Here is a 20,306-nt window from a genome sequence, read left to right on the forward strand (position 1 = left end):
AGACCAGCCGGCCGAGCAGGGTGTCGAAGGCGGCGCGCACCGCGGCGGGGTCGGTGCAGTCCACCTCGATCACGTCGACCACCTTGATCCGGGAACCGGCCAGCGAGTCCCGGAAGCCCTGCACCCCGTGCTCGTTGGTGCCGTCGGCCATCCGGTTGACCAGCATGAACGACCAGCGCTCCAGCGGGATCTCGGGCAGCGCGGCGCGGGCCTCCTCGTACAGGCGGACGTCGGCCTCCTCGACCCCGTAACGGTGGGTGTCCGGCCGCCGCAGGAAGACCGCGACGTCCACCTCGCTGCCCAGCGCGCGGCGCAGCAGCTCGACGTCGCCCAGGTTGGTGTCGCCCAGCCCGGGCAGGTCGATCAGCGAGACCCGGCCCAGGTCCGGCCGGCCGAACGGGGTGCTGATCCGCACCTGCCGGACCGCCCGGAAGTCGTGCAGCGGGTGCCCGGCCTCGTCCGCCTGGACCACCCAGCGGCGCAGCTGACCGGTCGGCACGGTCATGGTCCGGGTCGGCCCGGTGAGCCGGTCGCGGTAGGCGGGCAGCGCGGCGTGGTACCGGGCCAGGTGGTCCCAGGCCGCCTGGTCCACCGTCGACTCGGCGGGCGGGCGCGGCAGCTCCCGGCGGGCGAACTCGTCGACGGTGGCCGGCGCCGGACCGAGGCCGAGCGCGCCGTAGTAGCGCTCCAGCACCTGCTCGACGAACGAACGCTCGTCGTGGAAGTCGATCTCGGCACCGCCCGGGCCGTGCTCGCTGTGCCGGATGTGGCTCGGCACACCGGTGATGAAACTCCCCTTGCCCGCCGGGATCTGATCGTCCGTCAGCCCGGTCAGGCTCTGCAGGAAGCGGCTCTTGCCCTGGCCGCTGCGGCCGATCATCCCGAGGGTGAGGGTCGGCCGGCGGAAGCGTTCGGCGGTCCGGTCCATCTCCTTCGCCACGGCCAGGCACTGCTCGCGCAACCGCGCGATCGGTTCGGCCAGCCCCGGCGCCTGCGCCACGCTCCCCGGCAGCCGCCCGCGCGCCGCCTCCAGGCCGTCCAGTGCGGCGACCAGTTCCATGGCCCGGCGCCGGCTGCCCGCCAACTCCTCGGCCCGCCTCGCCCGCCTCGCCAGAATCGACTCGATCATCTCCGCACGCGCCACAGCTCGGGCTCCTCTCCCCGCGGGGTCGCTACGCCGGATCATAGGGGCGGAAAGTGAGCGAGCGGTGCTCTTTCGGTAGATCAACTTCCGCATTGTGACCGGGAGTTGACCATGATGGACATGACACGGCCGCGATTTGCGACACGTGTTCGCCCCTGCTCCGCGGATACGCCGACACCGCACCGCGGGCCATCGGCGAATCCCGGAGCCGGCCCGCCCGGCGGGACGGGACCCCGGGAGCCTCCGCGAAAGACCGTTGCGCGCAACCCGACCCTCGCTTATCGTCACTCTGACATTAAGCGAAGGGGGAACCCCCATGTCGTCGATCCTCGACGCCCTCAACCACCCACTGTTCCAGCTGGGCAACGACGCCGTCAGCTCGGCCGAGCTGCTCGGCTTCGCCACCGGCGCCGCCTGCGTCTGGCTCTGCGTGCGGGCCGATGCCCGGAACTTCCCGATCGGGATCGCCAACAACGTCTTCTTCCTGGTCCTGTTCTGGAGCGCCCGGCTGTACGCGGACGCCGCCCTGCAGGTGGTCTTCCTGCTGCTCGGCGCCTACGGCTGGTTCCAGTGGCTGTGGCGCGACGGCGAGTTGGGCGAGCGGCGGGCGATCGGACGCGCCGGGGCGGCCGAACTGCTGTGGCTCACCGCGCTGGTGGTCCCGGCCACCTGGGCGCTCACCGTCCTGCTGGCCCGGGCGCACGACAGCGCGCCGTTCTGGGACGCGCTGACCACCGCGCTCTCGCTCGCCGCCCAGTGGCTGCTGAACGCCAAGCGGCTGCAGAACTGGTACTTCTGGCTGGCCGCCGACCTGGTCTACATCCCGCTCTACACGGTCAAGCGGCTCGACCTGACCGCCCTCGTCTACGCGGTCTTCCTCGGCATGTGCCTGGTCGGCCTGCGCGACTGGCGCCGCGTGCTCGCGGCCCCCGCGGCGGTGCCGGCATGAGCTTCGAACACGGCTTGGTGATCGGCAAGTTCTACCCGCCGCACGCCGGGCACCACTTCCTGGTCCGGGCCGCCGCGGACAGTTGCCGGCGCGTCACCGTGGTGGTGATGGCCGCCTCGCACGAGTCGGTCCCGCTGGCCGAACGGGTGGCCTGGATCCGCGCCCACTGGGCCGACGAGCCGCAGGTCGCGGTGGTGGGCACGGTGGACGACCTGCCGGTGGACTACCGGGACGACGCGGTCTGGGCCGGGCACGTGCAGCTGATGCGCGCGGCGGTGGCCGCGGCCCCGCCGGCGCCGCCGGTGGACGCGGTGTTCAGCTCCGAGCCGTACGGCACCGAGCTGGCCCGCCGGTTCGGCGCCGCGCCGGTGCTGCTGGACACCGCACGGCAGACCTTCGCCGTCTCCGGCACCGCGGTGCGCGCCGACCCCGTGGCGCACTGGGCGGACCTGGAGCCGCCGGTGCGGGCCTGGTTCGCCCGGCGGGTGGTCGTGCTGGGCGCCGAGTCGACCGGGACCACCACCCTCTCCCGCGACCTGGCCCGGGCCCTGCGCGAACGCGGCGGCCCGCATGCGCTGACCGGCTGGGTGCCCGAGTACGGCAGGGAGTTGACGGTGACCAAGCTCGCCGTGGCGCGCGCCGCCGACCCCGCCGCCACCGTCTTCGACCTGGACTGGACCGACGCCGACTTCGCGTTGGTGGTCCGCCGCCAGCAGCAGGCCGAGCAGCGTGCGGCCCGCTCCGGCGGCCCGGTGCTGGTCTGCGACACGGACGCGCTGGCCACCACCGTCTGGCAGGAGCGCTACCTCGGACGCACCACCCCCGAGGTCACCGCCCTGGCCGCCGCCGGCCCGCCGCGCGCGCTCTACCTGCTCACCTCGGACCTCGGCGTCCCGTTCGACGACGACGGCCTGCGCGACGGCGAGCAGCTGCGGCCGTGGATGACCAGCCGCTTCCGCGAGGTGCTGGCGAAGGCGGGCGTGCCGTGGCGGGAGCTGACCGGCGACCGTGCCGCCCGGCTCGCGGCCGCCCTGACCGCGGTGGACGAACTGCTCTCGGCGGGCTGGGACCTGGCCGACCCGTTCGGCTGAGGACGCCGCCACGGGCTGACGGGGCGTCAGTCCCAGAGGATGCAGCCGCGCGCCTCCAGCGCGGCGCGCACCTCCGGGCCCACCGTCAGCGCGTCGTTCCACCGCAGGTCCAGCCGCTCCAGCGCCGGCAGCTCGGCGAGCCAACCGGGCAGGCCGGTCAGCCGGTTGCCGCGCAGGTCCAGGCTGCGCAGCAGCGGCAGACCGGCCAGCGCGGCGGGGACCTCGGCGAAGGCGTTCTCCCGCAGGTCGAGGTGGCGCAGGTCGCGCAGCTCGGCGAAGCTCGCCGGCAGTGCGCTCAGTGCGTTGCCGCGCAGCCGGAGCTCGCGGAGCCGCCCCAGCCGGCCGAGCTCGGGCGGGAGGTGGGCGAGCCGGTTGTGCTGCAGGTGCAACTCGACCAGGTCGGCCAGTCCGCCCAGGCTCGCGGGCAGGCCGGTCAGCCGGTTCTCCCCCGCGTTCAGGTACCGCAGCCTCGTCAACTTCCCGAGCTCCGGCGGCAGTTCGGCGAGCTGGTTGTCGTGCAGGTACAGCACGTCGAGCAGTGGACCCAGCCCGCCCGGGACGGCGGCCAGCCGGTTGTGCCCCAGGTCGAGCATCCGCAGGCGTCGCAGCCGCCCGATCGCCGGGGACAGCTCGGTCAGGTCGTTGTCCGCCAACACCAGCACCTCCAGGTCGGTCCGCTCCCAGACCGCCTCCGGTACCGCGCCGAGCCGCTGCCGCCACAGGTTCATCGAGCCAGCCTATGACCCGAACGGGTGTGGACGGGCGTGTCTGCCGGGTTCGCCCGGCCGGACGGGGTAGGCAGGAGGGACCCGACTCCCCCGGAGGTGCGCCATGCCCGGTCCGCTCGCCGTCTGTCTCTGGTTCGACGGCCAGGCCGAAGAGGCCGCCCGGTTCTACACCTCGGTCTTCCCGGACGGCCGGATGGGCCGCATCGCCCACTACAACGAGGCCGGACCGGGCAAGGAGGGGACGGTGATGGCCGTGGAGTTCGAGGTGAACGGGCAGCAGTTCACCGGTCTCAACGGCGGCCCGCAGTTCACCTTCTCCGAGGCGATCTCGATCCAGGTCCCGTGCGCCGACCAGGCGGAGCTGGACTACTACTGGGAGAAGCTCACCGACGGCGGCGAGGAGGGGCCGTGCGGCTGGCTCAAGGACCGCTACGGAGTCTCCTGGCAGGTCTTCCCGGCCGAGCTGATCGAGCTGAACTCGGACCCCGACCCGGTGAAGGCCGCCCGCACCATGCGCGCCATGATGCAGATGCACAAGCTCGACCTCGCCGTCCTGCGCCGCGTCCACGCGGGCGAGGACGTCTGAGCGCCCGCTCGGGCGAGGACGTCCGAGCGAGCGCCCCTCGGGGTCCGGTGCCGCGTGCCGCGCGCCCCGGACCCGGTGCGGGTCAGACCAGCCAGGAGTCGATCGGCGGGGCATCGGGGCCGGCGCCGCCGTTGGCCTTCACGGCGGCGACCTGGGCCGCGCTCAGCGCCCGGTTCCAGATCTGGACGTGCCCGAGCACACCCGTCCAGGGGCTGGTCCACGCGCCCTGATGGCGGCTGCGCCCCAGTTCCAGCGGACCGGGGGCGGCCCAGACCCCGGAGACCGTGGCGGATCCGGCGGCCGTTCCGTTCACGTAGAGCGTGATGGTGTGCTGCCCGGCGTCGTAGACTCCGGTGAGCAGCGCGAAGCCGTGCAGCGGGTCGCCGTTGGCCGCGCGGACCTGGACGGCGGTGGCGTCCGAGCCGCCGCCTCCGGTCTGCACCCGGAACACCCAGGCCGTGCTGCCGCCGGAGTCGTCACGGCCGAGGTCGAACGAGAACGACGGGCCGTCGCCCTGGCTGATCGCCGAACGGGGTCCGGTGGCGGCGTCGTTGACCACCCAGGCCGAGACGGTGAAGCTCTGGCCGACGTCGATCAGCCGACCCGAGGACTGCGCGTACGCGGTGGCGTCACCCTTGCAGCCGAGGACGAAGCCGCCCGGCACGGACTTCACGGCGGCGCCCGCACCGATGGCCAGGTCGGCCTGCCCCGTGTGGTCCGCCACGAGGCCGGGCTGCCCGGGCACCGTCGGGGTGGTCACCGGGGCCCGCGAGGGGCCGGCGGAGGGCGACGCCGGCGCGGCGGACGAACCGTTGCCCGCCGGGGCGCCGGCGGCCGCGGACGTGGCGGCCGCGGCCGAGGCAGTGGCAGCCGGTACCGAAGCCGAGGTCGACGCGGATGCCGAGGCCGAGGCCGATGCCGCACCCGACGGTGCGTCGGACGGCGCCGCCTGGGCCGGGCCGGTGGCCGACGCGGCCGCGGTGGCCTTGCCCTTGCCGCCGCCCTCAACGGCCACGGCGATGGCCACGGCGCCCACGGTGGCCAGGCAGGCTGCCACGACGACGCCGGCGTTGCGCAGCCGCCGGCGCCGCAACCGGGCCTCGTTGCGCTCGGCGAGCGCCGCCCAGTCCGGTGCGGAGGAGACGGGCTGACCGAACGGCGACGGCGGGAACGGGGTCCCCTGCGTCGACGGCGCCTGCAGCTGGTCGGGGTGCGGGAATCCGTACCCGCCCGGCGCACCCGGCGCAGTCGCACCCTGCGGTCGATCGCCCTGAGCCGTGTGTTCCGTACCGTCCGTCATAGCCACGCATAGTAGAACATCGTTGCGACCCACCAGCCCCACGGCCCACTGCGCGCACGTGCCGGGCGGAGCGTCCACCAGGTGCGTGATCCTGACGGCGGGTCACTCCCGCCCCCGCCCCGAGGGCGCCGTTCACCCCGGCCACCGGGCGCCGTTCGTGCCCCGTTAAACTGGCGGCCCATGACAACAGGCGCCTCGCTCTGGTCCTTCGTCCTGGTGGTCGGTCTGCTGACGCTCACGCCCGGACTCGACACCGCTCTGATCCTGCGCACCAGCGCGGTCGGCCGACGCCGCCGCGCCTGGGGCGTGGTGCTGGGGATCCAGACCGGCACCCTGCTCTGGGGCGCGCTCACCTCGCTCGGCGTCACCGCGCTGCTCACCGCCTCGCAACTGGCGTACCAGACGGTGCGCTGGGCCGGGGTCTGCTACCTGCTCTGGATGGGCGGGCGGATGCTGCTGGACACCTTCAGCGGCCGGACCGCCGACGGCACGACCGCCGAGGCGGCACTGCTCAGCGGCCGCGACAGCGTCGCGGGCGGCTGGCGGCAGGGTTCGCTGACCAACCTGCTCAACCCCAAGATGGGCGTCTTCTACGTGGCCGTGCTGCCGCAGTTCATCCCGCCGCACGCCCCGCACCTGACCACGGGTCTGCTGCTCACCTCGGTGCACATCGTGCTGGGCCTGCTCTGGTCCAGCCTGCTGATCGGCTGCGCGGGCGTGCTGCGCGGCTGGCTGGCCCGGCCCCGGGCGCGCCGGACGCTGGACCGGGTCACCGGCACGGTGATCGCGGCCTTCGGGATCCGGCTGGCGCTCGGCGACTGAGCGGCCGCCCCTGCCGGACCGGGCGCCGGCCCCCGGGGGACTGACGGTGCGCCAGTCCCCCACCGGGCGGGGCGGCCGTGGCACTCAGTCCAACCGGGCCTCGTAGGCGAGCTCCCGGGAGAGCTCGTCCACCCGCTCCTGCGGCAGCCCGCGCGCGGTGAACCAGGCGCCCACGTTGCGCACGTCGCGCTCCAGGAAGCTGCGCCCGCGCGGGTTGGCGATCACGTCCACGATCTGCGGCACGTCGATGATCACCAGCCGGCCCTCGTGGACCAGGATGTTGTACGCCGACAGGTCGCCGTGCGCGAAGCCGTCCCGGGCCAGCAGCACCAGCGAGCGGCCGAGCTGGTCCCAGAGGTCCTCCAGGTCGGCCTCCTCGGTGCGCAGCTGGGCCAGGCGCGGGGCTGCCTGCCCGTTGGCGTCGCCGATGAACTCCATCAGGATCTCGGTCCCCAGGATCTGCACCGGGTAGGGCACGGCGACGCCCAACTGCCAGAGCCGGCAGAGCGCGCCGAACTCGGCCCCGGCCCACTGCCCGGCGATGGCCTGCTTGCCGAACTCGGTGCGCTTGGCCATCGCCCGGCTGACCCGGGACTCCTTGTGCTGGCGGCCCTCCAGGTAGCCGGAGTCGCGGTGGAACAGCCGGTGGTGGCCGTCCCGGTAGCGCTTGGCGGCCATCAGGGTGCGCCGATCGGTGCCGGGGACGGCACGCTCCAGCAGGAAGACGTCGCCCTCCTTGCCGGTCTTCACGATGCCGAACTCGGTGTCGACGGCGGCCAGCTCGGTCACCACCCAGTCGGGGCGCGGCTCGGGGCCCTTCTCGGTGGGGGTGGACTGGTCCCAGGTGGACCAGCGGTCGCCCTGCGGCGGGCCGTCCCCCGGCACCGGGGCGAGGGTGGCTTCGACATCGGTGCTGTCGAAGTGGGTGTCGACGGTGGTGGAGGTCGACGTCGGGTTGAGGATCGCGGCGAACTCGGAGCGGTCCGCGAAAGCCTCTTCGTAGGCCGGGTACTCCGCCGCCTCGTGCAGGCGGTTGCGCTTGGCACCCTTGGCACGGATGCGGCTGAAGGAAGCGGAGTCGGTGTCGGCGAAACGGTCACGCACTGTGGTGGTCTCCTGCGGAGTGGGCCCACCAGGGTGCGTCGGGGACGCGGAGTCAGCCGGTGGGCGAGAGAACGGAGGGGGCGTCTGGCGCGCACGACGAGGCGCGCCGCATCACGGCGGCAGCCATGAGGTCACACCTCCCCTCGAACGGAACTCTCGGCGCACGCGGGCCCGGTGGCCCCGTGTCGCAGGAACGTGGACGATCTTAGCGGTCCCCCGACGCCGCGCAACCGATTAATTTCGGGCGCGGGGGACGGCCCCCGTTCCCCGCGGGAAGTCGGCCGTGTCGACCCGACGGACTGTCAGACCCCGCCGCTAGCCTCGCGCGCATGAGAGCCAACGCGACCTTCACCGTGAAGTCCTTCGTCCCCACCGACGTGGTGCCCGACCCGCCCGTCGCCACCGCCGTACCGGTCGGCGTCTCCACCATGGAGAAGCATTTCGAGGGCGAGGTGATCGGCCGCTCGGCCACCCTGTTCACCGCGGCCTTCGACCAGGGCACCGGCATGGGCACGTACCTGGCCATGGAGTCCTTCGAGGGCTCGGTGCACGGGCTCGACGGCGCCTTCAACTTCGCCCACTCGGCGACCACCACGGGCGCGGACCGGCTCAACGAGTTCTTCGTGATCGTCCCCGGCAGCGGCAGCGCCGCCCTGGCCGGCATCACCGGCACCGGCGGCATCGCCGTCGACCCGGACGGCACGCACCGGCTCTGGCTGGACTACCGGCTCGGCGAGTAGCGGCCCGGGCCAGGCAGCTGCCCGCCGGGCAGCCACCTCCCCCCTCCCCTACTCCTCCCGCACCAACCCGTGCAGCAACAGCTCCGCCAGGTGGCCGTACGCCGCCGCATCCGCCAGCCCGGTGGCGGCGGCCACCTGGCGCTGCTGGATCCGCACCATCACCGAGGTGATCACCTCGGCCGCGAACGCCACGTGCACCTCGCGGAAGACGCCGTCGGTCACGCCCTCCTCGATCAGCTGCCCGACCCGCGCGGCCGCCGCCCGGGTGTTGCGCTCGTACACCTCGGCCGCCGGCTCGAAATCCGCCAGGTCGTCGAAGAACTGCGGTGACAGCGGGGCGAGTTCGGCCGCGACCGCGCCCAGGTAGGCAGCCAGTCGACGGGCCGGCCCGCGCTCCGCGGCGGTCGCCGCCTCCACCCGCCCCGTGGCCCGCCGGAAGAAGTGCACCACCACCGCGCGGACCAGCTGCTCCTTGCTGCCCGCGAGCCCGTACAGGGTGCGTTTGGAGCAGTGCAGCCGGGCGGCGATGTCGTCCAGGGTCAGCTGGGCGAACCCCTCGCTGATCAGCAGCTCGACCAGCTCTTCGAAGAGCACCGCCCGCCGGGCCGCCCCGCGCCCGGTCTGCCTCGGTCCGATCTGCTCCGCTGTGCCCGGTTTCGTCCCGGCCACGACCGCGTTTTCGATCATCCCGCAAGTATGACAGCCGCAGCTGTCGAGTCGGCCGCGACCCGGGGGTCCGACCCTTGCGCTACTCTAACCGGTACTGACGTACCCTCCTCAGTACCGTTTCGTCGGCGCCGTTCCCCCGGTGCCGTGGGACCGGTGCCGTTCCACGATCCGCCAGGAGTCGCCATGGCCGTCGACCGCCTGCTTCCCACCCCCGAAGCAGAGGACCTGATCGCACTCACCCGTGAGATCGCCGACAAGGAGCTCGCCCCCCGGGTCGAGCACCACGAGAGCACCGAGAGCTACCCGGAGGGCCTGTTCGCCACCCTGGGCCGCGCCGGGCTGCTGGGTCTGGCGTACCCCGAGGAGTTCGGCGGCGGCGGCCAGCCCTACGAGGTCTACCTGCAGGTGCTGGAGGAGCTGGCGGCCCGCTGGGCGGCGGTCGCGGTGGCCACCAGCGTGCACACCATGGCCTGCTACCCCCTCACCACCTTCGGCACCGACGCGCAGAAGGAGGAGTGGCTCCCCCGGATGCTGGCCGGCGAGCTGGTCGGCGGGTACAGCCTCTCCGAGCCGCAGGCGGGTTCCGACGCGGCCGCGCTGACCTGCAAGGCCCAGCGGATCGAGGACGGCTACCGGATCACCGGCACCAAGGCCTGGATCACCCACGGCGGCAAGGCCGGCTTCTACACCCTGTTCGCCCGCACCGGTCCGGGCGGCCACGGCATCTCCTGCTTCCTCGCCCCGGGCCAGGCCGAGGGCCTGTCCTTCGGCAAGCCCGAGCGCAAGATGGGCCTGCAGGCGGTCCCGACCACCTCCGCCAACTGGGACGGCGCGGTGCTGGCCGCCGACCGCCTGATCGGCACCGAGGGCCAGGGCCTGCAGATCGCCTTCAGCGCCCTGGACAGCGGCCGCCTCGGCATCGCCGCCTGCGCCACCGGCCTCGCCCAGGCCGCCCTGGACGCCGCGACGGCCTACGCCAACGAGCGCACCACCTTCGGCCGGAAGATCATCGACCACCAGGGCCTCGGCTTCCTGCTGGCCGACATGGCCGCCGCCGTCGACTCCGCCCGCGCCACCTACCTCGACGCCGCCCGCCGCCGCGACGCCGGTCGCCCGTTCGGCCGCCAGGCCTCCGTAGCCAAGCTGGTCGCCACCGACGCCGCGATGAAGGTGACCACGGACGCCGTCCAGGTCCTGGGCGGCTACGGCTACACCCGCGACTTCCCGGTGGAGCGCTTCATGCGCGAGGCCAAGATTATGCAGATCTTCGAAGGCACCAACCAGATCCAGCGCCTGGTCATCAGCCGCACGCTGCGCGAGAACTGACCGAGCGACAGATCAGCGCCCAGCGGGCCCCGGTGACAGGGTACGGCCGACCTGCCACCGGGGCCCGCCGCTGCGCCGCCCCCGTCTACTGCTCGGCCGACCACTCCAGCGCGAGGGACTGCAGGATCTCCCGCGACGACGCGTCAGCGCCTCGGTCGTGCTCCACGGCCAGTCGCCGGAACGCCTCGCAGAGAGCCGCCGTCAGACTGGTCAACTGCGGCTCCAACTCCCGCACGGCCCCGCGCACCGCCGCCTGGGCCGGGGCGTTCCGTGGGCTCGACACGGCCAGCAGCTGCGCGGTCACCAGCCCGAACTGCTGCGTGAACTCGGCGTCGTCGAGGCTGTCGTCCAGCACGATCGAAAGAAGTCCCGCCACGCTCTGCTTGATCTCGCGCTTCTCCATCACCCCATGATGCGCCCCGGGCCGGCGGGCAGAGCCGGGGCGGGGTGGGATGCGCCGGGAGGTAGGCGGGGGTGAGCGCCTACAGCCAGCGGTCGCACCAGGCTCGGACCCGTCGCAGGGCGTCGAGTTGGTGGGCGCGCTCGTACAGTCCGTGGCCCTCCCGGGGGTAGACGACGAACTCGTGCTCGACGCCGAAGTGCCGCAGCGCGCGATGGAAGTGGACCGCCTGGCCGAGCGGGACGTTGGTGTCCTCCTCGCCGTGCAGGATCAGGATCGGGGTGCGGATCCGGGACACGTAGGAGATCGGGCTGTTCCGGTCGTGGGTGTGCGGTCCCGGTCCGTTCCAACCGGTGCTGCCGCCGAGCGCCGCGTCCGTCGCGGCCCAGTCGCCGGTCCCGGCCTGCATGCCCCAGTCGCTGATGCCGGCGCCCATGACGGCGGCCTTGAACCGGTCGGTCCGACCGACGGCCCAGGCGGCCATGAAGCCGCCGTGGCTCCACCCGGAGATGCCCAGGCGCTCGGGATCGGCGACTCCCTCGGCGACCAGCAGGTCGATCCCCGCGAGGATGTCGGTCCACTCGTCGCCGCCCACCGCACCCGCCACCACGGCGGCGAAGTCGTGCCCGTGGCCCGACCCGCCCCGCGGATTGGCCAGGAAGACCGCGTATCCGGCGGTCGCCAGCCACTGACCGCAGTCGACCACGCTGAGCGCCAACTCGTCGGCGAAGCGGAAGTACGGGCCGCCGTGGACCAGGGTGACGAGCGGGAACGGACCCTCGCCCCGGGTCCGGCCGACCGGCAGGATCAGCAGGCCGTCCAACTGGAGCCCGTCGGGAGCCCGGTAGCTGAGCCGTTCCTGAACACCCCAGCGGATCCGGTGCAGTTCGGGACTGGTGTCGCTGAGCCGCCGCAGCGGCCCGCCGGTGAGCCCCGCGTGGACGTTCTTCGGCCCGTGGGCGGTGCTCGCCACCACGGCGAGAGCCGCCCCGGAGCGACTCGCCGTGAGGCCGGCGAGCGTACCGGGCGAGCAGGACAGCCGGTCGAACCGCAGCGCCTGCGGATCCAGCCGGTACAACGCGGTGTCCAGCCCGTCGGCGAACAGCGCCAACGGCGGCCCGTCGGCGACCTGCACCAGCTCCGTGGGGCAGACGGACATGCCGGCCGTGAGACTGCGCTGCTCCCCGGTCGGGCCGGTGGCCGGCGGAACCGTGTCGATCACGGCCGGCGCGCCGATCACGTGCCCCGGGGTCACCGCCACGTGGGCCAGATGCCACTCCCCGTCGTGCTGCCACCAGACCGGGGACCGGGCCTCGACCCCGACCGGTCCCAGCTCCTGGACGGCTCCCGTCGCCGGGGCGACCAGATGCAGGCGTGCCGTCATGACGCCGGGATCGAGCTCGGGGGTGGCCCAGCTCAACACCGCCAGCGGGCCGCCGTCCGGACGCTGGGTCACCTCGACGACGTGGCGGTCCCCGAGCCCGTCCACGGTGCGGACCGCGCCGGTCGCCAGGTCCAGCAGGCGCAGCCGGGTGACCGGGAGGTGCCGCCCCCAGACCTTCGCGTCGTCCCCCTCGGCCGCCCGGCGTTCGTCCTCCGCGGTGGGCTCGTCCGCCGCGAGCAACGCCACGGTGCGGCCGCCGGCGAGCGGACAGTGGTCGCCGATGCCCCCGCGCCAGTCGGTCAGGGGCTCGGCAAGGTCCTCGTTGCCGTACAGGCGGATCCGCCACAGTTGGGAGCTGCCCCGCTCCCCGGACTCGGAGGTGAAGAACAGAACAGCCGAGTCCGGCGCCCACTTCGGCGCAGCGGCGCGAGCCGTACCAGCCGTCAGCCTGCGCGGGGCTGCACTGCCGTCGGCGGCGGCGACCCAGACAGAGCTGTCCGGACCTCCGCCCCTCCCACTGTTCGCGACCACGCTGTAGGCAACCAGCCGACCGTCCGGCGACATGGCCGCCGCCACGGGAACGGCCAGGTCCGCTACCTGTTCCGCGCTGAGCAGTTCGGTCGAGTCGGTCATCGGTCGCGGTTCAGGGTGCGGCACTCGGACAGCCTTTCGCTCGCCAGGACGACAAACGGCCATCCTGGCGCACTGCTGACCCGGTGTCAGCCGAGTTTCGCGGCGCAACGGCCCGCACGTGAGCCACCGCCCCACCGACCATCTCCCGCAGCCCACCGCGAGGTTCACGCCCGGCGGACAACGCCCACGAGGCCTGCTCGCAGCTCAGCGTTCCGCGCCCCGTCGGCGCATCGGCAGCCGATCGAGCACCTCGATGTACATGATCCGACTGTCCACGACGTCCAGGATCAGCATGCCCTCCGAGGGCGAGAGCGGCACGCACCGATGGCCTGCGCCGTACGGCTGTCCCCGCGGATGGTCCGCTGTGCGGATGCTCTGGCAGAAGCCGTCGCCGCAGTCACACTCGCCCACCAGACGGACGTCCTGCACGCAGATGGCGAGGTCGTGCTCTCCTTCGTCCACCAGCAGGGCGGTCAGCTCGGAGACGAGGTCCGGGAAGACGTCACGAACGAGGGGACGGTCCGGCTCCATGGGCTGAGGGTAACGGACCTGGAAGGCCACCCCGGGTGGAAGGTCGAACCCGCCCGGCGACCCCGCCGAGAAGCAGGGCGCCACAGCCGGCCGCCCGGCCGCATCGCCCGAGCCGGGCCGAGCACGGGGATTCGTCGCTGGGCGCGGTCTACTTGAGCTTGTTGCGACTGGTGCTGGTGCGTCCCGCTCGCCGCGTGCGCGCGGGCCTGCTGGGCCGCCGCTCGGCGTGGTCGGCCTGGTCGGCCCGGCCGGCGGAGGACGCCGCGCTGCGCATGCGGGCAGCGGCGAGGGCTGCTGCCGCTGCTGCGGGCGGCTCCGCAATGCCGCGGGCGGTGGCGGCGGCGTGGTGGACGGAGCACCACAGGGGGCTGGCTGTGGTGCCATCGGACCAGGTCATGCTTGCGGGTGGCAGGTAGTGGATGCCGCAGGCAGTGCACGCGAAGACGAGGCGCATCGGGGGCTCCTACTGAATCCGGCCGGATCCGTGGCAGGTGGCGCACGGGCCCGTGAAGGTCTCGGTGGTGGGCTCTTGGCTGCCGTCGGGCTTGGTGACGACGCTGTGGCGGGTCTGCGTGGTGACGCCGGCACCGCCGCAGGCGTAGCAAGGAATTGGCTGACCCATGTGACCGACCGTACTCCCGTCACTACCCGGATGTCAGGCAGTCCGGGCCGAAGTCCACTCGACCCGACCCCGGCCGCCGGGCGCCGTCCCGCGCCACGCCGCGTGACACTGCGACCACGCAACGGAAGGGTCATGCCCTAGGCTGAGCGCACTCCATCTGAGTCGCACACGAAGCAAGGAGTCGACATGGGCACCGGATCCGACAACACCACCGACAGCCACCGGGCGATCGTGACCTCGCTGCTGGACACGAAGGCCGTTGACTTCACCGCGATCGGGAACGCCCTCGCGAAGTTCGGGCCGGCGCTCGCCCTCAGCGGTGAGGACGGCTTCTGCGGCACGGGGCAGCACTTCGTCCGCGTGTTCCGGCCGTCCACCTCCGGCGGTCCGCTGGACTCCGCCGCACAGCTGCGCGCGGTCGGTCAGGAACTGACGGACTGACAGCGGTACCCCACCGCCGACAGCCTGACACTCCCGACGCTCCTGACAAGGAGAGGAACGACACCGGATGACCGGGACGACGCGGCGCTGGGACTGTGCGGACCTCGAACGAAGGCTGCTCAGGACGCTCGACATCGCGTTGCGCGCGGTGGACGTCCTCGCACCCGACGGCTACCGGGATGCCGTTGATCCGACCGTGGACGTCCGCCCCGAGAAGGTGGTCACGGAGACCGCCATGCTGGTCCTGGCCGCGGCCCGCGCCGCGGTCGACCGCCCGGCCTTGCGCGCACGGGTGGACGAACTGGCCCGCCGCCTCGCCCCCCACGCCCGCGGCGAGCGGGCCCGGGCGGCGGTGTGCCTGGAGCCCGCCATGGCGTTGAGTCACGGCTGCGCCCACGTGTGCCTCTCCCGGGCCGGCCACCCCGATCCGGCCTTCGACCGGCTCCTGCACACCGCCTGCACCTGGCCGCGCACCGCCCCGGGCCGCGAGCGCCCTCCCCATCGGGACCTCGAACAGGTCTGGCTCACGGAGCTGTCCGGCATCCCGCAGCAGGCACGGCGCACGTACACCCTGCACCCGGTGCTGGCCCGCTCCATGCTCGGTCGTCCCCTGGACGCGCTGGCCGGGTCGCGGGACGACGCCTACGCCCTGACCCACGCCGTCATGTTCGCCACCGACCTGGGCAGCCGACGCCCGCGCCTGCCCCGGCCCCTGTCTGCCGTGCAGGCCGATACCGAAGCCGCCATGGCGACGAGCCTCGACCAGCACGACTACGACCTCGCCGGCGAACTGCTCTTCTGCGGGCCGATGCTCGGGCAACCGTGGAGCCCCGCCTCCGTCTTCGCCTTCCAACTCCTCACCACGGCCGACGACCAGGCCGGATTCCTCCCGACCCCGCTGGTGCGGTCGGAGCGCTACCACGGACTCGGCAGCGAGGACCGCAGCCGCTACGCCCTCGCCACCACCTACCACGCGGTCTACGTGCTGGGCCTCCTGTGCGCGGTGACCCTCACCAACCGCGTGGCGCCCCCGGTCGACATCGCCCCGGACACCAGCGGCTGCCTGGGAGCGGTCGAGCAGTTGCTCGCCCAACTCCCGGCGCGCACGGGGGACCAGGACGAGCAGCCGCAGTGGTACCAGCGCCTGCTCGCCCTGCCCCCGCGCCAGCAGGCCCGACTGTCTCCTCTTGTCCTCTCCATCGCCCTGCGGCGCGCAGTAGACCTGCGGCGACTGGACTGTGTCCAGCTCCTCCTGGAGTCCGCCCGGCAGTGGGACCTCCTCCAGGCCCCAGGGGCCGGCCAGGCTGGTCACCTCCTGCTCAGGGCCAGCCTGCTCGCGTCCTGGGAAAGCGACGACGAGTGCGCACCGCCCCCAGCCGCTCTGCGAGCAGACAGCCTCACCGGCTCAGCCTGACGCTGCCACGGCAGGGACTTCTGACAGCGAGCCCGGCTCGATCTGTTCAAGGCATCGATCAGATCCGGCATCGGCAGCACAGCACAGCACAGCCAAACTGACGCACCCACTGGCGCACCTCCTGCCCGCCGGGGCTCAGTTACGCTGCCGCCATGGCGATCAAGGCAGTGGTGTTCGACGTCGGGGAGACCCTCACCAGCGACACCCGCTACTGGCACGACTGGGCCGCCTGGCTGGGCGTGCCGCCGCACACCATGTCCGCTCTCGTCGGCACGGTGCTCGCCCGAGGCCTGGACAACGCCGAAGCCATCCGCATCGCCAAACCCGGCTGTGATGTGGGCGCCGAATGGGCGGCCCGCCGAGCAGCCGGTCACGACGAGTACCTCGATGACACCGACCTCTACCCGGACGTCCGCCCAGCGCTGCAGCGTCTCAAGGACTCGGGTCTGTGGGTCGGAGTGGCCGGCAACCAGAACGTCCGCGCCGGTGAGTGCCTGCGCCGCCTCGGGCTGCCGGTCGACGCCATCGCCGTCAGCGCCGAGTGGGGTACCGCCAAGCCGGCCCGCGAGTTCTTCGAGCGCGTCGTCGCCTGGACCGCCCTGCCACCCACCGAGATCGTCTACGTCGGCGATCACCCTGCCAACGACATCGTCCCGGCCGAGCTGACCGGACTCCGTACCGCGCACCTTCGCCGCGGTCCCATCGGCCTCACCACTGACGCACCGTCAGCAGACTGGACCGTCGACTCACTCGACGAGTTGACCGACCTCCTGGTCGAACCAGTATGAAGAATCGTCGAGACCAGAGGCGTTGAAGCGATTCGAGCACCTCGGACCCACCGCTCCGGGTACGGTTCGCTCGGCCTCACGGAACGGAGCCCGGTATGTCCAGCGCGCCCTTGCTCGGATACCGCATCGCCGCGGCTCGCGCCCTCGCCGGCCTGACGCGGGTTCAGGCATCCAAGGCATCAGGCATCTCCGTCAGCATGCTGCGCAAGTTGGAGAGCGGTGAGCGACGTCCGAGCCATCCACTCCTGGACGCGCTGGCGGAGGCCCTGGGGACCACCTCAGGCGAATTGCTCGACGGACCTGGGCCGACCAGCAGCCGCGTGCACCGCACGATCCCGGCCATTCAGGCTGCCATCGCCGCTTACGATCTGCCCGATCGAGGTCCCGTCAGGCCGATCACCTGCCTCGTCGCGGCGGTCGACGAGCTGACCCAACAGCGCGTCAATTCCCGATACGGCCAACTCGCCGAGCAGGTTCCGGCGCTGCTGGAAGAACTGTTCCGAGCACTGGATACGGCAGTCGGGCACCACCGCCGCCACCTCGCCCGGCTCCTCGTTCTCGCGCTTCGCGCCGCGGACGCGGTGGCGTATAAGTACGGCTACACCGACCTGTCGGCACGCCTCGTAGCACTCATGGGCTGGGCAGCCAGTATCGCCGATGACCCGGCCCTCACGGCGGCGGTCGCATACGTGCGCACTGAGGTCTTCTTCGCAGCGCACCGGCTCGAATCGGGCCTGCGAGCGCTGTCGACCGCCAGGTCAGCACTCCCGTGCCCCACCACCGTGTCCCTGACCGCTGCGACCGCCGCCCTCCACATGCGGGCGGCGGTCATCGCCGGCCGCCTCCAGGACGCGGACCAGGCCCGTGACCACCTGGTGCTCGCCGAGGACCTCGCCACCCAGGTGCCGGAACAGCTGTACGACGGGACCGCAGTCGGCCCCGACTCGCTACGGATCCACCGCCTGGCAGTCGCCGTCGAGCTGGCCGACCCGGTCGGCCTGGTTCACGCTGTGACAGCGGCACGCCAGTGGTCGCCGCCGCACACGATGCCGGCCGAGCGGCGCTCGCACTACTACATTGACCTCGGTCGCGCGCAGGTACACCTGGGCCGGCGCGACCATGCGCTCGAATCCCTGCAGGCCGCCCGACGGATCGCCCCTCAGCATGTCCGGGAGCACGGACAGGTCCGGACCGAGCTGGCCACACTCCTGCGCCTGTCTCGGGGCCGGAACGAGGAGTTGCGGGCGTTCTGCCAGTGGGCGCGGGTTGTTTGAACGAGTGCCACAGGTTGTGGCACTTCCGCTGCTGCCGGCAGCGGATCCTCCTTGTGTGACCACAGCACCGGCTCCCCGTGGAGCCACCAGCCCGCACAGCCTGCACGGCGATACCTGTCCAGCCCCCGCCTCTGCCAGCCGGTGCGGGCGCAGCGCGATGAGCAAGCAGGCGCTCCAGACCGTGGCCAGTGCATCGGTGAACCTTGAGGCCACCACGGCGTACCGCCCGCCTGAGCAGGTGAGGGTCGTCGACACGAGCACCGGGCAAGTGGGCGTCGTCCACGGCTCCCCTTACGGCGTGCCGACCATCACCCTCCGCCGCCTGGGCGGCACCACGACCTGGGAAGTGTCCGCGCTGGACGGCTGGCGATACCCAACGGCGGCCGAGGCGGCCCAGGCCTCCGCACGGGAACCGAGGCGATCGCCGTGACGCACCGTCAACTCATTGTCAGAACTGGGCCTCTGGGCTCGTGCCGCTGGCTACGGGCCGCCGTCCACCGGCTGCACCGCACCGTGGTCCGGCCGAAGCCCCCGCCCTGTCCGGCAGGGTGGCATCGCTGCCCGCATTGCGCCACGGAACAGCGGTGAGAGGCGTCATGACGATCCGGGTCTACACCGTCAGCCCGGACGGGCGTCGAAATGCGCGCGGTGCGCCACAGACGATCGAGCCGGATCCGTGGTACCGGCTGCCACTCACCGGAGACTGGCCACCGTGCCGCTGCCCCAGGTGCCGCACCGCATAGCCGGGCCCAGCCTTGAGCAGGCGGCGCTGACGCTGAAGCCCAGCGCTCAGATCGGTGCACCGTGGCCACAATGCGCCCCGCCACGCTTTTCCGTCTACCCCAGCTCCGGAATCGACCGTACGGTTCCAAGCGATCGGGGTTTCACCGAGTACCCTTTCACAGTGTTGGCCACGTTTCTTCAGTCACTGATTGATCCCCTCCCGGGGGACACCCGGGAGGGGATCAATTGTCAGGAAGGCACATATTCCAGAAGCACTGGCATCGACCGGTGATCAGTGCCTTCCATTGTCATTACTACTGGCTGCCCGCATGAGTCTCCGAGCCACTTCATGAACTTCTCCACCGACTCGAAAGAGGTCTCGTCCGGCACATCTTCGGGATCAAAGGTGAACTCGATCTCCTCCTTGTCAAAGAAGTAGCACGCGAACCAGATCCCATCGACAAGAATCGCAAGCGTAGCCGAAGCCTCAGCATCGAGGAGGAGTTGCCTGAAAAGCTCCTCAGCGTCACCCGGCGCACTCGCCGGCCCATCAGAAAGGGTCGTGGTGAACGACACTTCCCATCCCGAGGACGAGAGTGCGGAGATCATCCTATGCCAGTCCTCGCCGCGCGCATCGAGAACACACAGATCGCGCAGCGCCCCATCGACAACGAAGTGTTCCTTCCGGTAGTCCACACCAGCTCCGTCCCGTTCCGTTGCTCCTAGAGAAAACCTTCGAAGGTGAGGCTTCCACCTCGCATGCTCCACCGCGCACCCCAACTTCCGGGGATTTTGATGTCGCGGGTGACGCCTCCATAGTGGGCAATCGCAGACGGATTCAGCTTCTCCGTCGCCCCCGGATGCGTCAGGATCTCCTCGATAATCTCGTTCCCGACCTCGGTTCTCTCACTATTGGTCACCCTACCGAAGTCGTACCGGTCGACATGGGCCTGTCCACGCTTGAGGATGTTTCCGGGACTTGGGTCGCCGTGCTTCTGAAGAGCTCGACCTGCCGGGCTCAACTGTCCCTTGACATTTCCCGTGGCCGCTGCATAAAGGTCGTCAGTACTGGCATTTCCGCAGTTGTGCACAAGGACTGGCGCGGTCCCCGCGAGCACATAGTACGTATGCAGCCCGTCAATCGTCAGGTCGTACGTGACGAAGCTGTCCGTGTAGTTCCGCACCCCCGCGACCGTCAGGCGCCCGTCGCCCGTGGTCTGGAGCTGCTCGCCAACTCCCAGCTGGCCGGCCTTGGTGAACTGGCCCGTGGTGATGTCGTAGAAGGGGTGGTTCTGGGTGGTGGTGATGGTCTTCGGGCCGGCCGGGGTGGTGACCGTCAGGGCGGTGAAGTCCGTGTCGGTGTAGGTGACGTGGACGACGTCGACGGTGTGCTTCTGGTCCCCGGCTCCCGGGGCTGCATTGGTGATCCGGTCGCCGACCTTGATCTGGCTGATCGGCTTGGTGGTCCCGTCGGCCATCAGGACCGGGGTGTCGCCGGCGAAGGAGTGGATGGCGCAGCTGCCGCCGATGGCCTCGGTCTCCTCGGCGGAGTCCTTCGCCGCCGCCGTGCCCAAGTCCTCGGCGGCGTTGGCGCCGAGGTCCTCCGCAGCGGAGGTGGCCTCGTGTTTGATCAGGTT

The 20,306-nt window shown here is 71.9% G+C and carries 23 protein-coding genes; 12 read left to right on the forward strand and 11 right to left on the reverse strand.

Translation table 11 applies throughout. The features are described 5' to 3' along the window. Positions 1 to 1,129: GTPase domain-containing protein (locus ACFW1A_RS23575; protein WP_380411192.1), on the reverse strand; the 1,129-nt coding region annotated here is incomplete at its 3' end. A gap of 331 nt (positions 1,130 to 1,460) precedes the next feature. Between ACFW1A_RS23575 and pnuC the strand changes: the two genes are divergently transcribed. After that, positions 1,461 to 2,093, forward strand: a complete 633-nt coding sequence (pnuC, locus tag ACFW1A_RS23580; protein ID WP_380411193.1) for a nicotinamide riboside transporter PnuC — start codon at positions 1,461 to 1,463, stop codon at positions 2,091 to 2,093. Next, positions 2,090 to 3,184, forward strand: coding sequence for an AAA family ATPase (locus ACFW1A_RS23585; RefSeq protein ID WP_380411194.1), 1,095 nt, complete (start codon positions 2,090 to 2,092; stop codon positions 3,182 to 3,184). Before pnuC ends, ACFW1A_RS23585 begins: the two co-directional genes overlap by 4 nt. 26 nt (positions 3,185 to 3,210) lie before the next feature. Here ACFW1A_RS23585 and ACFW1A_RS23590 read toward each other — a convergent pair whose 3' ends face one another. Continuing rightward, complete coding sequence (locus ACFW1A_RS23590) at positions 3,211 to 3,912, reverse strand: leucine-rich repeat domain-containing protein (protein WP_380411196.1); 702 nt, start codon at positions 3,910 to 3,912, stop codon at positions 3,211 to 3,213. 103 nt (positions 3,913 to 4,015) lie between these two features. Between ACFW1A_RS23590 and ACFW1A_RS23595 the strand changes: the two genes are divergently transcribed. After that, positions 4,016 to 4,498: a VOC family protein gene (locus ACFW1A_RS23595; RefSeq protein WP_380411198.1), complete on the forward strand. Its 483-nt coding sequence runs from the start codon at positions 4,016 to 4,018 to the stop codon at positions 4,496 to 4,498. 82 nt (positions 4,499 to 4,580) lie between these two features. On the opposite strand, the gene ACFW1A_RS23600 is transcribed toward ACFW1A_RS23595, so the two are convergent. Then, the gene (locus tag ACFW1A_RS23600; RefSeq protein WP_380411199.1) at positions 4,581 to 5,222 is read right to left on the reverse strand and encodes a LamG domain-containing protein; all 642 of its coding nucleotides are present in this window, start codon (positions 5,220 to 5,222) and stop codon (positions 4,581 to 4,583) included. A 28-nt stretch (positions 5,223 to 5,250) separates the two neighbouring features. On the opposite strand from ACFW1A_RS23600, the gene ACFW1A_RS23605 reads away from it, so the two are divergent. Beyond that, positions 5,251 to 5,649, forward strand: a complete 399-nt coding sequence (locus ACFW1A_RS23605; protein ID WP_380411201.1) for a hypothetical protein — start codon at positions 5,251 to 5,253, stop codon at positions 5,647 to 5,649. A gap of 329 nt (positions 5,650 to 5,978) precedes the next feature. Then, entirely contained in the window at positions 5,979 to 6,620 is a 642-nt protein-coding gene (locus ACFW1A_RS23610) for a LysE family translocator (RefSeq protein ID WP_380411202.1), read from the forward strand. An 84-nt stretch (positions 6,621 to 6,704) separates the two neighbouring features. On the opposite strand, the gene ACFW1A_RS23615 is transcribed toward ACFW1A_RS23610, so the two are convergent. Further along, the gene (locus ACFW1A_RS23615; protein ID WP_380411203.1) at positions 6,705 to 7,724 is read right to left on the reverse strand and encodes a serine protein kinase RIO; all 1,020 of its coding nucleotides are present in this window, start codon (positions 7,722 to 7,724) and stop codon (positions 6,705 to 6,707) included. Positions 7,725 to 8,053: 329 nt separating this feature from the next. Here ACFW1A_RS23615 and ACFW1A_RS23620 point away from each other — a divergent pair, with 329 nt between their 5' ends. Then, entirely contained in the window at positions 8,054 to 8,464 is a 411-nt protein-coding gene (locus tag ACFW1A_RS23620) for a DUF3224 domain-containing protein (protein ID WP_380411205.1), read from the forward strand. Between the two features lie 48 nt (positions 8,465 to 8,512). On the opposite strand, the gene ACFW1A_RS23625 is transcribed toward ACFW1A_RS23620, so the two are convergent. Beyond that, positions 8,513 to 9,151 carry a TetR/AcrR family transcriptional regulator gene (locus ACFW1A_RS23625; RefSeq protein ID WP_380411207.1) on the reverse strand — a complete coding sequence of 213 codons (639 nt, stop codon included), beginning with the start codon at positions 9,149 to 9,151 and terminating at the stop codon, positions 8,513 to 8,515. A 165-nt stretch (positions 9,152 to 9,316) separates the two neighbouring features. On the opposite strand from ACFW1A_RS23625, the gene ACFW1A_RS23630 reads away from it, so the two are divergent. Continuing rightward, positions 9,317 to 10,459 carry an acyl-CoA dehydrogenase family protein gene (locus tag ACFW1A_RS23630; RefSeq protein ID WP_380411208.1) on the forward strand — a complete coding sequence of 381 codons (1,143 nt, stop codon included), beginning with the start codon at positions 9,317 to 9,319 and terminating at the stop codon, positions 10,457 to 10,459. A gap of 85 nt (positions 10,460 to 10,544) precedes the next feature. Here ACFW1A_RS23630 and ACFW1A_RS23635 read toward each other — a convergent pair whose 3' ends face one another. The 4 genes from ACFW1A_RS23635 to ACFW1A_RS23650 all read right to left on the reverse strand — a co-directional run bounded on the left by ACFW1A_RS23635 (position 10,545) and on the right by ACFW1A_RS23650 (position 13,861). After that, positions 10,545 to 10,862: a hypothetical protein gene (locus ACFW1A_RS23635; protein WP_380411209.1), complete on the reverse strand. Its 318-nt coding sequence runs from the start codon at positions 10,860 to 10,862 to the stop codon at positions 10,545 to 10,547. Positions 10,863 to 10,941: 79 nt separating this feature from the next. Then, positions 10,942 to 12,876, reverse strand: coding sequence for a S9 family peptidase (locus tag ACFW1A_RS23640; RefSeq protein ID WP_380411210.1), 1,935 nt, complete (start codon positions 12,874 to 12,876; stop codon positions 10,942 to 10,944). Positions 12,877 to 13,080: 204 nt separating this feature from the next. Next, positions 13,081 to 13,407 (reverse strand): hypothetical protein, encoded by a 327-nt coding sequence (locus ACFW1A_RS23645; protein WP_380411212.1) that lies wholly within the window; start codon positions 13,405 to 13,407, stop codon positions 13,081 to 13,083. Positions 13,408 to 13,555: 148 nt separating this feature from the next. Then, a complete protein-coding gene (locus ACFW1A_RS23650; RefSeq protein ID WP_380411213.1) occupies positions 13,556 to 13,861 on the reverse strand; it encodes a hypothetical protein in 306 nt (101 codons plus the stop codon). Positions 13,862 to 14,215: 354 nt separating this feature from the next. On the opposite strand from ACFW1A_RS23650, the gene ACFW1A_RS23655 reads away from it, so the two are divergent. The 5 genes from ACFW1A_RS23655 to ACFW1A_RS23675 all read left to right on the forward strand — a co-directional run bounded on the left by ACFW1A_RS23655 (position 14,216) and on the right by ACFW1A_RS23675 (position 18,376). Next, positions 14,216 to 14,470 (forward strand): hypothetical protein, encoded by a 255-nt coding sequence (locus ACFW1A_RS23655; RefSeq protein WP_380411214.1) that lies wholly within the window; start codon positions 14,216 to 14,218, stop codon positions 14,468 to 14,470. 67 nt (positions 14,471 to 14,537) lie between these two features. After that, positions 14,538 to 15,884, forward strand: coding sequence for a DUF6895 family protein (locus tag ACFW1A_RS23660; protein ID WP_380411215.1), 1,347 nt, complete (start codon positions 14,538 to 14,540; stop codon positions 15,882 to 15,884). Between the two features lie 152 nt (positions 15,885 to 16,036). Continuing rightward, positions 16,037 to 16,672, forward strand: a complete 636-nt coding sequence (locus ACFW1A_RS23665) for an HAD family hydrolase (protein WP_380411217.1) — start codon at positions 16,037 to 16,039, stop codon at positions 16,670 to 16,672. 95 nt (positions 16,673 to 16,767) lie between these two features. Next, positions 16,768 to 17,946 (forward strand): helix-turn-helix domain-containing protein, encoded by a 1,179-nt coding sequence (locus tag ACFW1A_RS23670; protein ID WP_380411218.1) that lies wholly within the window; start codon positions 16,768 to 16,770, stop codon positions 17,944 to 17,946. A gap of 157 nt (positions 17,947 to 18,103) precedes the next feature. After that, on the forward strand, positions 18,104 to 18,376 hold the full coding sequence (locus ACFW1A_RS23675) for a hypothetical protein (RefSeq protein ID WP_380411219.1): 273 nt from the start codon (positions 18,104 to 18,106) through the stop codon (positions 18,374 to 18,376). Between the two features lie 542 nt (positions 18,377 to 18,918). On the opposite strand, the gene ACFW1A_RS23680 is transcribed toward ACFW1A_RS23675, so the two are convergent. Further along, on the reverse strand, positions 18,919 to 19,365 hold the full coding sequence (locus ACFW1A_RS23680) for a hypothetical protein (protein ID WP_380411221.1): 447 nt from the start codon (positions 19,363 to 19,365) through the stop codon (positions 18,919 to 18,921). Positions 19,366 to 19,391: 26 nt separating this feature from the next. Next, positions 19,392 to 20,306 (reverse strand): Hint domain-containing protein (locus tag ACFW1A_RS23685; RefSeq protein ID WP_380411222.1); only part of this gene is annotated, 915 nt, incomplete at its 5' end.

It is taken from the genome of Kitasatospora sp. NPDC058965 (assembly GCF_042741245.1).
GTDB lineage: Bacteria > Actinomycetota > Actinomycetes > Streptomycetales > Streptomycetaceae > Kitasatospora.